The sequence below is a fragment of the Bacillus cihuensis genome (genome assembly GCF_000504145.1).
Lineage (GTDB): Bacteria > Bacillota > Bacilli > Bacillales > DSM-1321 > Peribacillus > Peribacillus huizhouensis.
In genome coordinates this window covers 1,522,340-1,537,954 of record NZ_KI632495.1, presented here as the reverse complement: position 1 = coordinate 1,537,954, position 15,615 = coordinate 1,522,340, and the positions used below count along the sequence as shown (strand labels likewise).

Annotated in this window: 15 protein-coding genes; 11 read left to right on the top strand and 4 right to left on the bottom strand. The window is 39.2% G+C overall.

All coding sequences use genetic code 11. The features are described from left to right. Nucleotides 1-46: 46 nt before the first annotated feature. The 3 genes from V179_RS0113270 to greA all read left to right on the top strand — a co-directional run bounded on the left by V179_RS0113270 (nt 47) and on the right by greA (nt 2,792). Nucleotides 47-694 (top strand): O-methyltransferase, encoded by a 648-nt coding sequence (locus tag V179_RS0113270; protein ID WP_028391902.1) that lies wholly within the window; start codon nt 47-49, stop codon nt 692-694. 695 nt (nt 695-1,389) lie between these two features. After that, nucleotides 1,390-2,025 (top strand): uridine kinase, encoded by a 636-nt coding sequence (gene udk, locus V179_RS0113265; RefSeq protein ID WP_028391901.1) that lies wholly within the window; start codon nt 1,390-1,392, stop codon nt 2,023-2,025. Between the two features lie 290 nt (nt 2,026-2,315). Further along, nucleotides 2,316-2,792 carry a transcription elongation factor GreA gene (gene greA, locus V179_RS0113260; protein ID WP_028391900.1) on the top strand — a complete coding sequence of 159 codons (477 nt, stop codon included), beginning with the start codon at nt 2,316-2,318 and terminating at the stop codon, nt 2,790-2,792. A gap of 536 nt (nt 2,793-3,328) precedes the next feature. Here the strand turns inward: greA and V179_RS0113250 are convergent. Next, nucleotides 3,329-3,844 (bottom strand): hypothetical protein, encoded by a 516-nt coding sequence (locus V179_RS0113250; protein WP_028391898.1) that lies wholly within the window; start codon nt 3,842-3,844, stop codon nt 3,329-3,331. Between the two features lie 117 nt (nt 3,845-3,961). Between V179_RS0113250 and V179_RS0113245 the strand changes: the two genes are divergently transcribed. Next, entirely contained in the window at nt 3,962-5,722 is a 1,761-nt protein-coding gene (locus V179_RS0113245) for a peptidoglycan D,D-transpeptidase FtsI family protein (RefSeq protein WP_326929546.1), read from the top strand. An 82-nt stretch (nt 5,723-5,804) separates the two neighbouring features. Continuing rightward, complete coding sequence (locus tag V179_RS0113240; RefSeq protein WP_051404948.1) at nt 5,805-6,473, top strand: YrrS family protein; 669 nt, start codon at nt 5,805-5,807, stop codon at nt 6,471-6,473. A 104-nt stretch (nt 6,474-6,577) separates the two neighbouring features. Here V179_RS0113240 and V179_RS0113235 read toward each other — a convergent pair whose 3' ends face one another. Next, nucleotides 6,578-6,781 (bottom strand): DUF2536 family protein, encoded by a 204-nt coding sequence (locus V179_RS0113235; RefSeq protein ID WP_028391895.1) that lies wholly within the window; start codon nt 6,779-6,781, stop codon nt 6,578-6,580. 171 nt (nt 6,782-6,952) lie between these two features. Here V179_RS0113235 and V179_RS0113230 point away from each other — a divergent pair, with 171 nt between their 5' ends. The 4 genes from V179_RS0113230 (at nt 6,953) to V179_RS0113215 (ending at nt 10,490) form a co-directional block, all read left to right on the top strand. Next, nucleotides 6,953-7,591, top strand: a complete 639-nt coding sequence (locus V179_RS0113230) for a class I SAM-dependent DNA methyltransferase (protein WP_028391894.1) — start codon at nt 6,953-6,955, stop codon at nt 7,589-7,591. Nucleotides 7,592-7,605: 14 nt separating this feature from the next. Next, complete coding sequence (gene mtnN / locus V179_RS0113225) at nt 7,606-8,307, top strand: 5'-methylthioadenosine/S-adenosylhomocysteine nucleosidase (RefSeq protein WP_028391893.1); 702 nt, start codon at nt 7,606-7,608, stop codon at nt 8,305-8,307. 121 nt (nt 8,308-8,428) lie between these two features. Then, nucleotides 8,429-9,352, top strand: coding sequence for a PLP-dependent cysteine synthase family protein (locus V179_RS0113220; protein ID WP_028391892.1), 924 nt, complete (start codon nt 8,429-8,431; stop codon nt 9,350-9,352). A gap of 1 nt (nt 9,353) precedes the next feature. Continuing rightward, nucleotides 9,354-10,490: a bifunctional cystathionine gamma-lyase/homocysteine desulfhydrase gene (locus V179_RS0113215; RefSeq protein WP_028391891.1), complete on the top strand. Its 1,137-nt coding sequence runs from the start codon at nt 9,354-9,356 to the stop codon at nt 10,488-10,490. Between the two features lie 346 nt (nt 10,491-10,836). Here V179_RS0113215 and V179_RS30715 read toward each other — a convergent pair whose 3' ends face one another. Next, nucleotides 10,837-11,010 carry a sporulation protein YjcZ gene (locus tag V179_RS30715; protein ID WP_152534731.1) on the bottom strand — a complete coding sequence of 58 codons (174 nt, stop codon included), beginning with the start codon at nt 11,008-11,010 and terminating at the stop codon, nt 10,837-10,839. A gap of 1,145 nt (nt 11,011-12,155) precedes the next feature. On the opposite strand from V179_RS30715, the gene sigK reads away from it, so the two are divergent. Beyond that, a complete protein-coding gene (gene sigK, locus V179_RS0113200; protein ID WP_028391890.1) occupies nt 12,156-12,872 on the top strand; it encodes an RNA polymerase sporulation sigma factor SigK in 717 nt (238 codons plus the stop codon). A gap of 342 nt (nt 12,873-13,214) precedes the next feature. Here the strand turns inward: sigK and V179_RS0113190 are convergent, their stop codons facing one another. Continuing rightward, a complete protein-coding gene (locus V179_RS0113190) occupies nt 13,215-13,562 on the bottom strand; it encodes a hypothetical protein (protein WP_028391889.1) in 348 nt (115 codons plus the stop codon). 217 nt (nt 13,563-13,779) lie between these two features. Here V179_RS0113190 and V179_RS0113185 point away from each other — a divergent pair, with 217 nt between their 5' ends. Next, nucleotides 13,780-15,588 carry a M3 family oligoendopeptidase gene (locus V179_RS0113185; RefSeq protein WP_028391888.1) on the top strand — a complete coding sequence of 603 codons (1,809 nt, stop codon included), beginning with the start codon at nt 13,780-13,782 and terminating at the stop codon, nt 15,586-15,588. Nucleotides 15,589-15,615 lie beyond the last annotated feature (27 nt).

The window sequence follows — 15,615 nt, the reverse complement described above, 5'->3', positions numbered from 1 at the left end:
CTTCTTTCGTGACAAGGTGCTTGCGCTTTTCGTAGGAGGAAAAAACATGAGCATAGATGAATATCTTCAGTCACTGATTCCGAAACGAGATGGATTGGTTGCGGAAATGGAAGAGTATGCAAGGTTACATAATGTGCCGATTATGGAGCCGGAAGGTATGGAAACATTGCTGCAAATTTTAAGGCTAAAAAACCCGCAGGCCATTTTGGAAGTGGGTGCAGCAATCGGATACTCAGCGCTGCGCATGGCTGAAGCATTACCGGATGTGAAAATTGTCACAATAGAACGTGATGAAGAGCGGATTAGTGTGGCTAAGGAAAACATTAGTAAAGCTTGCGCACAAGATCGGGTAATGTTAATCGAAGGCGATGCACTTGAAGTTGCAGAATCGATTAGCACATACGGGACTTTTGATGTGATTTTTATTGATGCGGCAAAAGGGCAATATAGGAAATTCTTCGAGTTATATGAGCCATATTTGAATGATGGCGGCATTATTGTAACAGACAATGTGCTGTTTAAAGGTTTAGTAGCAGTGCCTGAAGAAGACATTGAGCTGCGGCGAATTCGAAGTCTCGTACGGAAAATCAAAGAGTATAACGTCTGGCTCCACGAACACCTTAATTACGATACAGTCATTTTACCGATTGGTGATGGCGTCGCTATTAGTAAACATAAAGGTACACGAAAATAAACTACTCAGAATATCAATGATCATTCAAGTTTGTATGGGTAAATGAACTAGCTAATTCTTTAACAGTCAATAAGAATAGCTCGGTGAACTCGGATAATTAAGAACTTTATTCCGCATTAACGGAAAGGTCGAAACCACTACCTTAAGGCTTAGAGAAATCGAAGAAGCGTAGATGGGAGATGACTGCCTAATCTAGTTTCGGCTTATCGGACTATCACAGGATGTGGGTCACACAGAAGAAAGACTAAAGGACGTTGCGTACTTAATCTGTGATTGATTGAACCTTAGTTCGTAGAGTCGATTTACCTACGCTGCGCGGAGATATTTGCGCTAGAACCGACTAACAATCAGAGGGGATGAAGAACCTCCCACTGACTGAAGTTTTACTTTATTACGGAAAATGGAAGTATATAAAGGTATAAACAGTGATTGTTCGGGCACTATAGCGAAAAGACGAGCTTTCTGAGTTCGCCGGGTTAGTTCTCAGATGATACAGCATACAGGAATGGAAATGATGATTAGCATCAGTCTTTGGAACTAGGTGACTAATGGAAATTCAAAGATACCCGTTTGGTCTGTGTGAGACGGCCAGAAATAAACGTTGGTGCTAGCAAACATCTTTCTAAGATTTATCCGAAGAAATAAGGGTAAACCTGATTTGCCAACAACATGATGCGAAAGGGGAACTAACGAACATGGAAAAGAAACCAGTTGTAATCGGGGTAGCCGGTGGCTCTGGATCAGGAAAAACGAGCGTAACTCGAGCGATATATGAAAGTTTTAAAGGGCATTCGATTCTTTTGCTAGAACAAGATTATTATTATAAGGATCAAACGGATCTCCCGTTTGAGGAACGGCTGAAAACGAATTATGATCATCCGCTTGCATTTGATAATGATTTATTAATTGATCATATCTACAAGCTCTTAGGATATGAATCGATCGAGAAACCAATTTATGATTATAATAATCATACTCGTTCGGAAGAGATTATCCATGTCGAGCCTAGAGATGTCATTATTTTGGAAGGCATTCTGATTCTTGAAGATGAGCGCTTACGAAATTTAATGGATATGAAACTATTTGTAGATACGGATGCCGATTTACGAATTCTTCGCAGAATGTCCCGCGATATCAAAGAGCGAGGCCGTTCCATTGATTCGGTAATGGACCAATACATTAATGTAGTCCGTCCGATGCACAATCAATTCATTGAGCCAACGAAGCGATATGCTGATATTATCATTCCAGAAGGCGGCCATAATCACGTCGCAATCGATTTAATGGTAACAAAAATACAAACAATCCTTGAACAAAAGTCATTTTTGTAATAACATGGCATAGATAAAGAAAAGAAACAATTATTTCTTACCTAGTTTAGACTTACGTAAAAATAGGTACTAAACAAAGTCTAAACGTTTATACAACTGGCTAAATTAGATAAAAAATAAAATACGTACAAAGCGCGCCCTTTTTATAAAAGGACTCGCGCTTATATATTGTTGCTTGTTTTTTATTTATTTTTGCCAGATGTTTGTTACAGCTAGAAAAGTGTAGATTGTACTACATAAACAGTCACCATGCTATGTGCATCGTGAAGAATTTTGAAGGAGTGAAGGTTTTGGCAGTTGAAAAAGTATTTCCAATGACAAAAGAAGGTAAAGAGAAATTAGGGCAAGAACTTGAATATTTAAAAGCGGTAAAGCGCAAAGAAGTGGTAGAAAGAATCAAAATCGCTCGTAGCTTCGGTGATCTTTCTGAGAACTCTGAGTACGATTCTGCGAAAGAAGAACAAGCATTTGTTGAGGGGAAAATTACTACAATTGAAAATATGATTCGCAACGCGAAAATCATCGTAGAAGATGGTACAAGTTCTGACACTGTAGGTTTAGGTAAGACGGTAACATTCGTTGAGCTTCCAGACGGTGATGAAGAAACATATTCAATCGTAGGTAGTGCAGAAGCAGACCCGTTTGAAGGCAAAATCTCAAATGATTCTCCAATCGCCAAAAGCTTAATGGGTAAAAAACTTGGTGAAACGGTAACCGTTAACACACCAGGCGGCGACATCACTGTGAAAATTATTAGCGTTAAGTAATTGAAAGGGTCTGACCTTGTACACTGCACCAGTAGTGGCTTTTAGGTCAGACCCTTTTTGTATGAAGGACATGGGGACGAGGCTTCGCGACTTACTAATATAGACAATCTACTTTGTAGATATACTTCCTTTATTAAGAAAATACTTCAAAATCTGGCTCCGCACTGCCACCATTGCGATTAGGTGAGTGTAGCTGTCTTAATATCTTTCATAGTAAATAGTGGCGTTGTAATGCCACATTAGTTTTGTATGGATTTTGCGACTAGGGTAGTAACCACCGGTGGAAATATGCTTCAATCTCCGAATGTATCCTCTAATTTAAAATCCCCCAGTCGAATAGATCAACTGGGGAATACAGAAGGAGCAGGATATAAAACTAAAATTCTTAGATCCATTGCAATAGGTGGTGATTGGTTAACAGTAAAGATGGAACGAGAAATTGGTAATTGGTTTAGCCATTTTCAAACGTGACATCTGTCACCACAAATAAAGAGGCTCCTTCTGCACCTTGAAGCGGAGTCTCACCACTTCAAGGTTTAAAAATATTTATCACTGTCAAAATCAAGCTCTACTTGATAATTCTTTGCGTTAATTGCATTTGATAGGCGATTTGCTTGTCTCTCCGTTTCAATCCCCTTTACACGGTAATGTTCCGGATCGAATGTTGCCACTTTGACTAAAGTGATGGTATCACTATATGAATGGATCAGCTCCTCTTTAGAAGAGGTGCCGTATTGTTTGTATTTACGTGCTTGAGCTCGCAATTGGGTGGCAAGCTCTATTGCTTCTACAATTGTCAAAGATTGCTCGCCAAAGGAAATCTCATTTTTATAGTTTGCTTTGTACATCAATTTATCAAGTAAACGAAAATCACCGCGGACTTCCTCAAGTTCTTTTTCCACGACATCAAGAGTACGTACTTGATAGGGCATTGCTGTCCCTTTTTCAATTTCGACAAATGCAGTGAGATCCATTTCTACTTCTAATTCCTGAATACGCTTGGATAGGACGCTTTTCAGTTTAACCGCATCGGCCAATGTCAATTTTCTCATCTATCCGCCCCCTTAAGAAAACTTCTTTTCCTACTGTATCATAACTCTTTTAAAAAATGCATGTATAATTGTTTGAAAAATGGGGACCTCGTCCAAAATATAGATGAGGTGTTTATGATGAAAATACGACGATTAAAATGGCTGGGTGTGTTTATGATGATGTTGTTATTCGTTCTGATAGGGAGATTAGTCGATATTCAGCTGTGGAACACGGAGTCGTTTTCGAAACATCAAGTAAATTTAATTGAAGCGAGTGTGAAGCAGAGGTCACAAGTATTAACCGTTGATGATGGCCGCGGCAAGTTTTATGATCGTGATGGAGAACCTTTAACCCATGAGGAAAAGCAAGTGCTTGTTTTATTTCCTTTTTTAAAAAAGATGGAATGGCCTGCAGATGAAGTTGCGTCAATCCTCGGCATTCGAGAAGATCAGCTACGCCAGGAAATTTTGAATCAGAAGAAACCATTTGCTTTTGGTGGTAATCAGCCGCTTGAATTAAATGAGTATCAATCAAAAGCAATCAATAATCTAAAAATTCCAGGTGTATTCGCTGTAAAACAGAAATTCAATTCGCAAACGATGCCAGCTGGTCAACTGCTTGGTTTGACCGTACAATACTCTTCATTGCCAAAAGAAAGATATCCTGACTTAGAGCTTTTGCCTGACACAAGAGTAGGGGACAAAGGGTTACAGCGAACATTTGATGAGTTTCTCTTATCAAGTGGTGAGTCGAAACTTGTGTTCCATGTCGATGCGAATGGCGGGCCGATGTTTGGGGTTGATGTGAAATATGTCGAACCTGCAAACCCGCTATACCCTGTTAAAGTCATCACAACATTAGATAAAGAACTACAAGAAACGGCGGAAAAAATCGTCGATAATTATCAAATTAAAAAGGGAGGGCTCATTTTACTCGATATTGAGAAAAGTGAAATCTTAGCAAGTGTTTCTCGTCCTGTCTTAGATAAGATGCAGCCTAATGGATCAGGAGCCATCAATCATATGTTCACCCAACATGTTCCGGGTTCTGTCTTCAAAACCATTATAGCAGCAGCAGCAATTGATTATGAGTCAGCACCACCGCAGCGGATGTTCGACTGTAATCAAACAATAGATGGCAAGGAAGAAAAACAAAGACCGCTCGGCATGTTGAATTTTCAAAACAGCTTTTCGCAAAGTTGTAACCGAGCATTTGCGGAAGTGTCTCAAGAAATAGCCAAAAAGGATGCTAATTTCTTTGAAACCTATGCTGATAAACTTGCAATCACTCAGTATTCTGGTTGGCAAGGGAATTTATATCATTCAGCTTTTAAACAACTGTATGGTGAGCAATCAGGAACTATTTGGAAAGATCAGGAGGAATTAAAGAAAGATCCGAAAATGATCGCCAAAACAGCGATCGGCCAACTAAATGTTCAAGTGACGCCACTTGCTGTCGCAAATATGATGGCGACAATTGCTAGAGGTGGTGAAAAACAAATGGTGAAAGCGGTAAAAAAGGTCGAGTTCAATAATGGGACCTCGGCGATTGAATTCCCTAAAAAAGAAATCGATCAAAATACCATCTCGCCATACACCGCAATGAAGCTTCAAGAATTATTAAGAAGTGTCGTAAATGAACCAAAGGGAACGGGTGCTTCATTGAAGGATTTGCCTTATACCGTTGCCGGAAAATCGGGAACCGCGCAAATAAATATTACAGAAGGTAAGCTGAACAAATGGTTTGCGGGCTACTTTCCTTATGAAAATCCGAAATATGCATTAGTTGCGGTAAACTTGGATACAACAGAAAATACGAGTGGTATGGTCGCTGTTTTTGCAGAGATGGTCAAAGCAATTTATACAATGAATCATGAAAATAGTTCGAAAGAAGGGTAAATGTTTGGGATAGTATTCACTTCAAACTGATTCAGGAACGTGTTAAAATAGACCTTGTATTGAATAATGAGGAGGAAGTACATTGAAAAGAAATTCTGGACCTATTCATACGGGTGGGCGTTCATCAACTAAAGACAAACAAAGAAAAACGAATCGTATATATAATATTTCCATAACCGTTGTTATCGTGTTAATCCTAATAGTCGGAGCATCAATTTTATTTAGTAAAGACGAAACGAAACAAGCGTCTACGACGATTAAAGAAGATACGCCAAAACAAACGGAGGAAAGTGATACTAAGACTAGCGAAGTGAAGGATAAGGATCAGGATACTGCATCTAAGACTGATGATTCTTCAACTTCCGAAGATCAAGACGGGACTGATGCAGAGCAGGGAACTGAGGATCCTGGTCAAGATGATTCAAAGGTCATTTTGGGATCTGAAGACGAAAATGACGAGAATACCGAAACGAGTGATTTAGCGGAATCGGTAGGAACTCCGCAAACTTCCAAAGCCGAAATCACAAATTTTGATAAAGGATCCACGAACTGGGCAGAGATGGAACAAGCCGTTGCACAAGGAGCTGGTATCTCTACAGATAATATGACTATCTTGTGGCTCGGAAATGGTGGTGCGCCTGGTAAAGCGGTTGGAACAGTTTCTGCGAAGGATACGAAGCAAGTTTACCGTGTCAACATTGAGTGGGTTGAAGGCTCTGGCTGGAAACCGGTGAATGTGGAAAAAAAATGATTTAACAGCAAGCGAAGAGGCTGCCGTAAATGGGTCTGACCTCGTACACTACAGTAATTTTTACATGTAGTTGCGAGGGCAGATCCTTTCTTTTTTTATACTTCTTATTTTTTCACTTTAAAATGCACGACAGCACTGTAAAAACGATGGCCATCTTTGATATGCATTTGGTGAGAAACGGAGTGTACTTCTAGGAGAATGGCTTTATTTACTTCAATTTGTGTTTGGATTTGCTTTTCAAGATTTTTAATCGTATCCGCTTCAAAAAACTCGACTTTATCCTGTATGAAATCTAGTTGAAAATTCATGGTTATGCCTCCATATACTTAGGTTATAGAGCCATTTTATCACGTTTAAACTATAAATCGCAGGGAAATCTACTACTTGAAGGAAAGGGGAAGATGTGGTAGATTAAGAACAGTTTTAAAATAAAAACATACTATGCTCATAGGAATAATTAAAATAAAAAGGTGATAAAAATGGGAAGAGAATTTATCGAGCTGTTTGAAGAATGGTCGAAATCCTATGATGATACTGTAGATGGTCATAATTTGGAATACCGTGAAGTGTTTTCGAACTACGAGCGGATTTTAGATAGTGTAGTTAGTAGAGCGCATGGTCACACGATTGAATTCGGGGTCGGTACGGGTAATTTGACAGAAAGATTGTTGAATGCGGGCTTAACGGTAACAGCTGTGGAGCCTTCACCTGCAATGAGAGAGAAGGCCACTTTCAAATTGCAAAATCGCACGGCAATAGTAGATGGTGATTTTTTTGAATTTCCCAAACCAGAGCAAGTGAATTCAATTGTAAGTACTTATGCGTTTCACCACTTAAATGACGATGAGAAGGCGAAAGCGATCGCAATCTATAGCCAATTATTAAAAAGTGGTGGTAAAATAGTGTTTGCGGATACAATGTATCTCACAAAGGAACACCACGAACAAGCGATTCTTGATGCAAAAGCGTCTGGGTTTCATAGTTTAGCAAACGATCTATCCACTGAATTTTATACAACGATCCCGTTTTTAGAAGATTTATTAAAAGAAAATGGCTTTACTGTATCATTCGATAAGTGCAACTCGTTTGTCTGGATTATGGAGGCTGAAAAATTATAGAAAGAGGTACAGGAATGAAAGTAGCAATAATTGGAGCAATGGAAGAAGAAGTAACGATCTTAAGAGATAAAATGGAAAACCTTGAACAAATGACGATTGCCGGCAGTGAATTTAATACGGGCACATTAAACGGCGTTCAAGTCATTTTACTAAAATCAGGAATTGGAAAAGTAAATGCAGCCATGTCAACAACAATATTATTAGAAAAATTTAAACCGGATGCGGTTATTAATACAGGTTCTGCAGGTGGGTATGAACCATCATTAAATGTTGGGGATGTTGTCATTTCCACAGAAGTACGCCATCATGACGTTGACGTAACGATTTTTGGCTATGAATATGGTCAGGTTCCACAATTGCCAGCAGCCTTCATCCCGAATGAGAAGCTGTTTGCGATTGCCGAAGCGGCGGCGAAAGAAATCACGGATATCCAAGTTGCAAGTGGTTTAATCGTAACGGGTGACTCGTTTATGAACGACCCTGTTCGTGTTGACTTTGTTCGCACAAAGTTTGACAATCTTTATGCAGTAGAAATGGAAGCTGCTGCGATCGCACAGGTTGCTCACCAATTTGGCACCCCATTTGTGATTATCCGTTCTCTTTCTGATATTGCTGGAAAAGAATCGAACCTTTCATTTGAACAATTTTTGGAAACAGCAGCACTAAACTCAAGCCAACTGATTATCAAAATGATTGATCGCCTGAAAGTGAGTTAAGGAAAAAAGCCTAAGTTAGCTACGTGGAGATTCGTTGGACGAAAGAATGGTTTCGTTCAACGCACTCTTCACATTTTAAAATACTCCTAAAATATGAGAGATAATAGGAGGGGGAGAAATAATGAAAGTCTATCGTGGGATTCATGAATTAATCGGTCAAACACCGATATTAGAGATTACTCAATTTTCATTACCAAAAGGTGTCCGAATTTTTGCAAAGCTTGAGTTTTTTAATCCAGGTGGAAGTGTAAAGGATCGTCTTGGTCGCGAATTACTAGATGCTGCCCTAAAGAGCGGCGAATTAGTTTTAGGCGGTACCTTGATTGAACCGACGGCTGGAAATACAGGGATTGGACTGGCGTTAGCCGCAATCAACAAAGGTATTGAGGTCATTTTTTGTGTGCCGGAAAAATTCAGCGCAGAGAAGCAGGAATTGATGCGTGCTTTAGGCGCTAAGGTTGTAAATACACCTACGGAAGAAGGTATGCTGGGAGCTATCAAGAAAGCGCAAGAACTGCTAAAAGAGATTCCGAATTCTTATTGTCCACAGCAATTTGCAAATCCATCCAATCCAGCTGCTTACTATAAAACACTAGGCCCAGAAATTTGGGAACAGCTTGATGGAAATGCGGACATCTTTGTTGCAGGTGCAGGAACAGGTGGAACATTCATGGGAACAGCCCGTTATTTAAGAGAGCAAAATCCACATGTTAAAACAGTCATTGTTGAACCGGAAGGCTCGATCTTGAATGGCGGTGAATCTGGTCCGCATAAAACAGAAGGAATTGGGATGGAGTTTTTGCCGTCTTACATGGATGAGAGCTATTTTCATGAAATTTACACAGTACCTGATGAAGACGCTTTCGCACTAGTGAAAGAGTTAGCCCTTAAAGAAGGTCTTTTAGTCGGCAGCTCATCTGGCTCTGCTTTTTATGCGGCATTGCAAGAAGCGAGAAAGGCAGTACCGGGAACAAATATTGTCGTTATATTTCCAGATTCGAGTGAACGTTACTTAAGTAAACAAATCTACCAAGGGGGAGAGTAAGATGAAAAAAAAGACACAGTTAATTCACGGCGGAATTTTTGGTGATGAAGTAACAGGAGCGGTTTCTGTTCCCATCTATCAAGTGAGCACATACAAACAAGATGGCCCAGGAAATCATCGCGGTTATGAATATTCCCGTACAGGCAATCCAACTCGACATGCCCTAGAAGAATTAATAAGTGATTTAGAGGAAGGAAAACGAGGATTTGCATTCGGTTCAGGGATGGCAGCAATGACAGCAGTTATGATGCTGTTTAAACAAGGGGATCATGTGCTGATTACCGATGATGTGTATGGTGGCAGCTACCGTGTCATCACAAAGGTATTAAATCGTTTTGGATTAGAGGCAACATTCATCAATACAAGTGATTTACAGTCTATTGAAAAAAATATCAAAGAGAATACAAAAGCTTTATTTTTAGAAACGCCAACTAACCCTACTTTGAAAATTACAGATATTGAAGGGGCAGCAAACATCGCCAAGAAACATGGCTTGCTTACGATTGTAGACAATACCTTTAGCACACCATATTGGCAAAATCCAATTACACTTGGGGCAGATATTGTGCTTCATAGTGCGACGAAATATATTGGAGGGCATAGTGACGTTGTAGCAGGTCTTGCCGTTGTGAATGATGAGAAGCTTGGTGATGAACTTCACTTTGTACAAAACTCAACTGGGGGCGTCCTAGGCCCGCAAGACTCATGGTTATTAATTCGCGGCATTAAAACACTGGGTCTCCGCATGGAAGAAACGGAAAAGAATACAAAACAAATCGTCAACTTCTTGCTTGAACATGAAATGGTATCAAAAGTGTATTACCCAGGTATCGAAAGCCACCCGAACCATGAAATTGCGAAGAAGCAAGCACGCGGTTTTGGCGGCATGGTATCTTTTGATGTTGGAAGTGCCGAGAAAGCGGCAGATGTATTAAGTAAAGTGAAGTACTTTACTCTCGCTGAAAGTCTAGGTGCCGTGGAAAGTTTAATATCCATACCAGCCCTTATGACTCATGCCTCCATTCCAGCTGATCGACGGGCAGAATTAAAAATTACAGACGGACTAATTCGTATCTCTGTTGGCATTGAAGATGCTGAAGATTTAATAGACGACTTAAAACAAGCATTGCAAAACTAAGATTCAATTGCCTGTAGAAACATTCACAAAATTGCCATCGTTTTGATGAAATTTGTTCAAATTATTCAACGTTATGATAATGGGAAACATGGTACCTTTAAATGAGGCAGTTAAAAGGAGTGTAAGCCATGTTTTCAATTGTAATGGTGCTTGTTGTCATTACTATTATTGGGGTAGTCATCGCAACAGAAGGAACAGTGGACTCTGATTGAATTTCTTAAAATGATAGATAAAGAAAAAGAGGGCGTGCTCACATTCTATTCACCGACTAATGTGTTAGTTACATAAGCGTGAATTGTAGATGTGGGGGTGCCCCTTATCGTTATGGGACAGCCCCTTTATTATCTTAACACACAATAGGTCCGCAGCTAATAAACCACCAAAATCCGAAGATTAACAACAGAATAAAAAGAACGATGAATAGCGCATAGACTGGACCAAAGCTTCCGCATCCAAACCCAGGTCCGTACGGAGGATATGGACCATAACCGAACCCGCCACCTGGAAATCCATAACCCATAAGATCACCTCCAAGTAGGATAGAATTTTCCCCTATACTGTATGCATAGTAAAGCCAAGATGTATGGGATTTTGCCCATTATCACAAATTGAGAAATCTGAGGCGAATCCTACTATTTATCCCGCATTAACGGAAAGTCAAGACCCTATGGGGTCAAACTTTCCGTGAAAAGCCCGAATGGTGGGATACAGTGATCCTTTACCTTTGTGCTTTTCAAAAGTAAGATTGCGCCCACAGGATGTGGGTCACACAGACGAAAGACTAAAGGAAGCGGCGTAATTAGTCTGTGATTCATTGAACCTTGGTTGGTTAGGTCGCTTTATCGAAGTAGAACGATGATATTAGCGACGCTAGAACGGGACTAACCACAGTGGAGGATGAAGGAAAACCCACTTATTGCACGGTTCTCCTGGCCATAAGGAAGCATGTAGATTTTGGATATCGAAGTTTGCAGCTAATATAATTAGAATAATAAATAAAACCCATCGCGTCCATGCATTCCAGACAAGCTTTGATACATTCTTCGTAAGCGGTATTCATAATAAAACCTCCAAAGCATTTTTTGAACAACCCTTATACTCTACCCTGTTCATTTTTTAACTCTTTAAAAACTCAATTTTCTGATATTTTTTCATTATGAAGTTTTAATAAAAAAGTGGTGATGACCTTGAATAAAATATCCTGAAATTTGGGCTTTGTTTTTTGAGTACTATGATGATTTTGAAATATTTTTGTTATTTTTCCTCTATTCAAGTATCGTAGAGGCCTAGAGTGGATGAAGGATTAAGGCAATAGAAATAGGGATGTGCTTGATAATTCCTAGGATGAATCGACCTTGCACCAAAATGCTGTCATGGAAGTGAGTACTGAAACAAAGGTCATAATCACCGACTTAAAAATCACAACATTATTATTTCATCCTAGAAGTTAGATAATGAAGCGGGCAATATTATATCCAAAGATGCATTTAGAGCAAAGGATTAAGTGTTTCACGAATTCCTTTTTCTTCTAGTTCATCCGATAGAAATGAAAGTAGGTTGAATGCTGTAACATAAGTGAAATTAAGGTGTACAGACACAAAGACGTCCCTTCTTGCATAAGCATTAAATATAGGCGAATGAGTAGAAACTCTGGAGGTGTGAAAAATGCCGGATATCTTAACTGCATTAGGTTATATGGTAAAAGAGTTTTATTTGCTCGTATCATACGTAAAGAATAATGCATTTCCTCAACCGTTATCAGCGGGTGATGAGCGCAAATACTTAAAGCTTATGGCAACAGGGGATGCTGAGGCTCGTAATAAGCTAATTGAGCATAACCTACGACTCGTTGCTCATATTGTCAAAAAATTTGAAAATACGGGCGAAGATACGGAAGACCTAATTTCGATTGGCACGATTGGTTTAATCAAAGCAATCGAAAGCTATTCTGATGGAAAAGGAACGAAGCTTGCGACGTATGCAGCTCGGTGTATTGAGAATGAGATACTCATGCATTTACGAGCTACTAAGAAGACGAAAAAAGATGTATCTCTGCATGATCCAATCGGCCAGGATAAAGAAGGGAATGAAATTAGTTTAATAGATGTACTGAAGTCTGAGTCAGAAGATGTGATCGACACGATTCAGTTGAATATGGAAATTGAAAAGGTGAAAAAGTATATCGATATTCTGGATGAACGTGAAAAAGAAGTAATTGTCGGTCGATTTGGCTTGGATTTGAAAAAGGAAAAAACTCAGCGGGAAATTGCCAAAGAACTGAATATTTCAAGAAGTTATGTATCACGAATTGAAAAGCGGGCATTGATGAAAATGTTTCATGAGTTTTACCGGGCAGAAAAGGAAAAACGACGAGGCGGGTAAGGATAAATATTTATCTAAGATTTCGTATAAAACTAATATGGCATTAAAACGCCACCATCTACTATGAAGGATTTATCCTGTAGCATGCTACACTCACCTAAACACAATGGTTCCGGTACGAAGCCTCGTATGTCCTTCGTACAAAAAAACAGAGCGTAAAGCAAATGCTTCACGCTCTGTTTTTTAGTATAATCGACACTTTATGCTTTAGGTTTAAACATTTCAACGATGGCATGGTAGATTTCAGTACCTTGATAAAGGAATAATCTAGATGCTGTCAATGAAAATAGAGCTATCATAATGAAACGAAATACCATTTTGGCCACTCCCTCTTTTTTTATTTTATTTAATAAAAAATGAAGGAGTTAAAATGAGATAATTCGATTTGTAAAAGACGGGGCCGTGTAGGATGTACCGTCGTACGAGCTTAATAAAGGATATGCTATAGAGAAACATTGCTAGTATGAGTAGTACGACTGCAGCAAAATCCATTAAGCTGAAATCAGGTATAAACTGCATTTCTTCACTCTGAAGTTCGGCTATTATGGTTGTATCTTCTTCAACCATTTTGAAATGCTTGTGTGTGAAAAGGCTGGGTCCTGTGAGTCCTCCGTGGATTTTGCTAACGGCAGAATGTTGAATGCTTCCGAGTAAAATCAAGGCGAGTATGAGTACGGATAATCTTTTCACTGTAACCCACCCCCTTTTCCTTTAATTATACCAATCATACCACGATTTTTCATGAATGCTAGAAAAAAAATTAGACAATTTTCTTTAAAAAGGTACGAGTTAATATTGGTACTACTTATATAATTATGTAATAAAATGACATAATTGCACTTTTGGTTAGAAAAATTCTGAAAAATTAACTATAATGAAAGGAGCAAAAGAAGGAGGCTAATAATCAATGGCATATCCGATAACTTGGGATTTAGATGTGTTTTTTAAAGGGGGAAGTGCATCACAGGAATTTGCTGCTTTTTTAGATCAATTACGAATAGAGATTGGTGAATTTGATACGCTAGTAAGTGGTTGGAAAGTGAAATCAGTAGAACAGGATCAGCATTTACTAGAAAGTGCTATGGAATTATTTGAACAATCTGGTAAAAAAATTCGCCAAGTCGGAGCGTTTGTTAGTTGTTTAGAAGCACAAGATGTCAAAGATAAGAAAGCGAATGAATTACGAGGCCAAATAACGAAACAAAGCGCTACTTTCCAAAATGCCTTAACGAAGTTTGATCAGAAACTTGTAGCATTGGATGAAGAGTTTTTCCAAAACGTATTAAAAAAAGAACCGTTAAAAGAATTAAAATACATATTGAATGAACGCAGAGAGCGTGCGATGGAGAAGCTTTCGGTTGATGAGGAATCATTAATTAATGCACTATCGGTGGACGGATACCATGGCTGGAGTCAGCTGTATGATACGATTGTCGCTACAATTCACATCCCATTTGAAGAAAATGGAGAAGTGAAGCAATTATCTGTAGGGCAAGCAGCTAATAAATTTTCCGATCCTGATCAAGATGTACGCAATCGGATTTTTACTGCCTGGGAACATGCTTGGGAAGAGCATAGTGATGTGTTGGCTAAAACATTAAATCACCTAGCTGGATTCCGCTTAAGTGTGTATGAAAAGCGAGGATGGAAGGACGTAATTAAAGAACCTTTGGAAATCAATCGGATGTCTGAGGAAACATTGGACAGTATGTGGTCTGTAATTGCCGAACATAAAGAGCCGCTTGTCCGATTTCTTAATCGAAAAGCAGAATTACTAGGGGTCGAAAAATTAAGCTGGTCTGACTTGGAAGCCCCGATTACAACTTCTACAAAAACGAGTGTCATGAGTTATCAGGAAGGTGCTGAATTTATCCTGAAGCATTTTAGTAAATTTGGCAGTGAGTTAGAGAGCTTTACGAAAAAGGCATTTGAAGATGGATGGATTGAAGCACAAGATCGTCCGAATAAGCGTCCAGGTGGATTTTGTACAGGTTTTCCAGTGTCAGGCCAATCCCGGATCTTCATGACGTATTCGGGAACACCATCTAATGTATCCACTTTAGCACATGAATTAGGGCATGCCTTTCATTCTTATGCACTTAAAGATACCCATACCTTAAACCGGGCTTATGCGATGAATGTTGCGGAAACGGCTTCTACATTTGCTGAAATGATTGTCGCAGACGCTTCTGTTAAAGAAGCCTCGTCAGAAAGCGAACGAATCTCCCTTTTGGAAGACAAAATTCAGCGGACGATTGCGTTGTTAATGAATATTCATGCTCGTTTTTTATTTGAAACACGGTTTTATGAAGAACGAAAACAAGGAATGGTCAGCAGTGGTAAATTGAATGAATTGATGATGGAAGCTCAAAAAGAAGCGTATGGAGAGGCATTAAGTGAATACCATCCGACATTCTGGGCATCTAAGCTTCATTTTTATATTACGGGTGTTCCGTTTTATAATTTCCCTTACACATTCGGATATTTATTCTCGCTAGGTATTTATGCGAAAGCGCAAAAAGAAGGAAAAGGGTTTGAAGCGAAGTATATCGCTCTGCTAAAAGATACGGGTTCAATGCGAGTTGAAGAATTGGCAAGCAAACATTTAGGCGTAGACATAGCGAGGCGTGAATTCTGGGAGGATGCCGTTGGCACATGTTTGAAAGATATTGAGGAATTTTTTGAATTGACGGATCTGTTGGTGAAACAAGCATAATGAAGAGTCTGACTCCAAACCTTACAT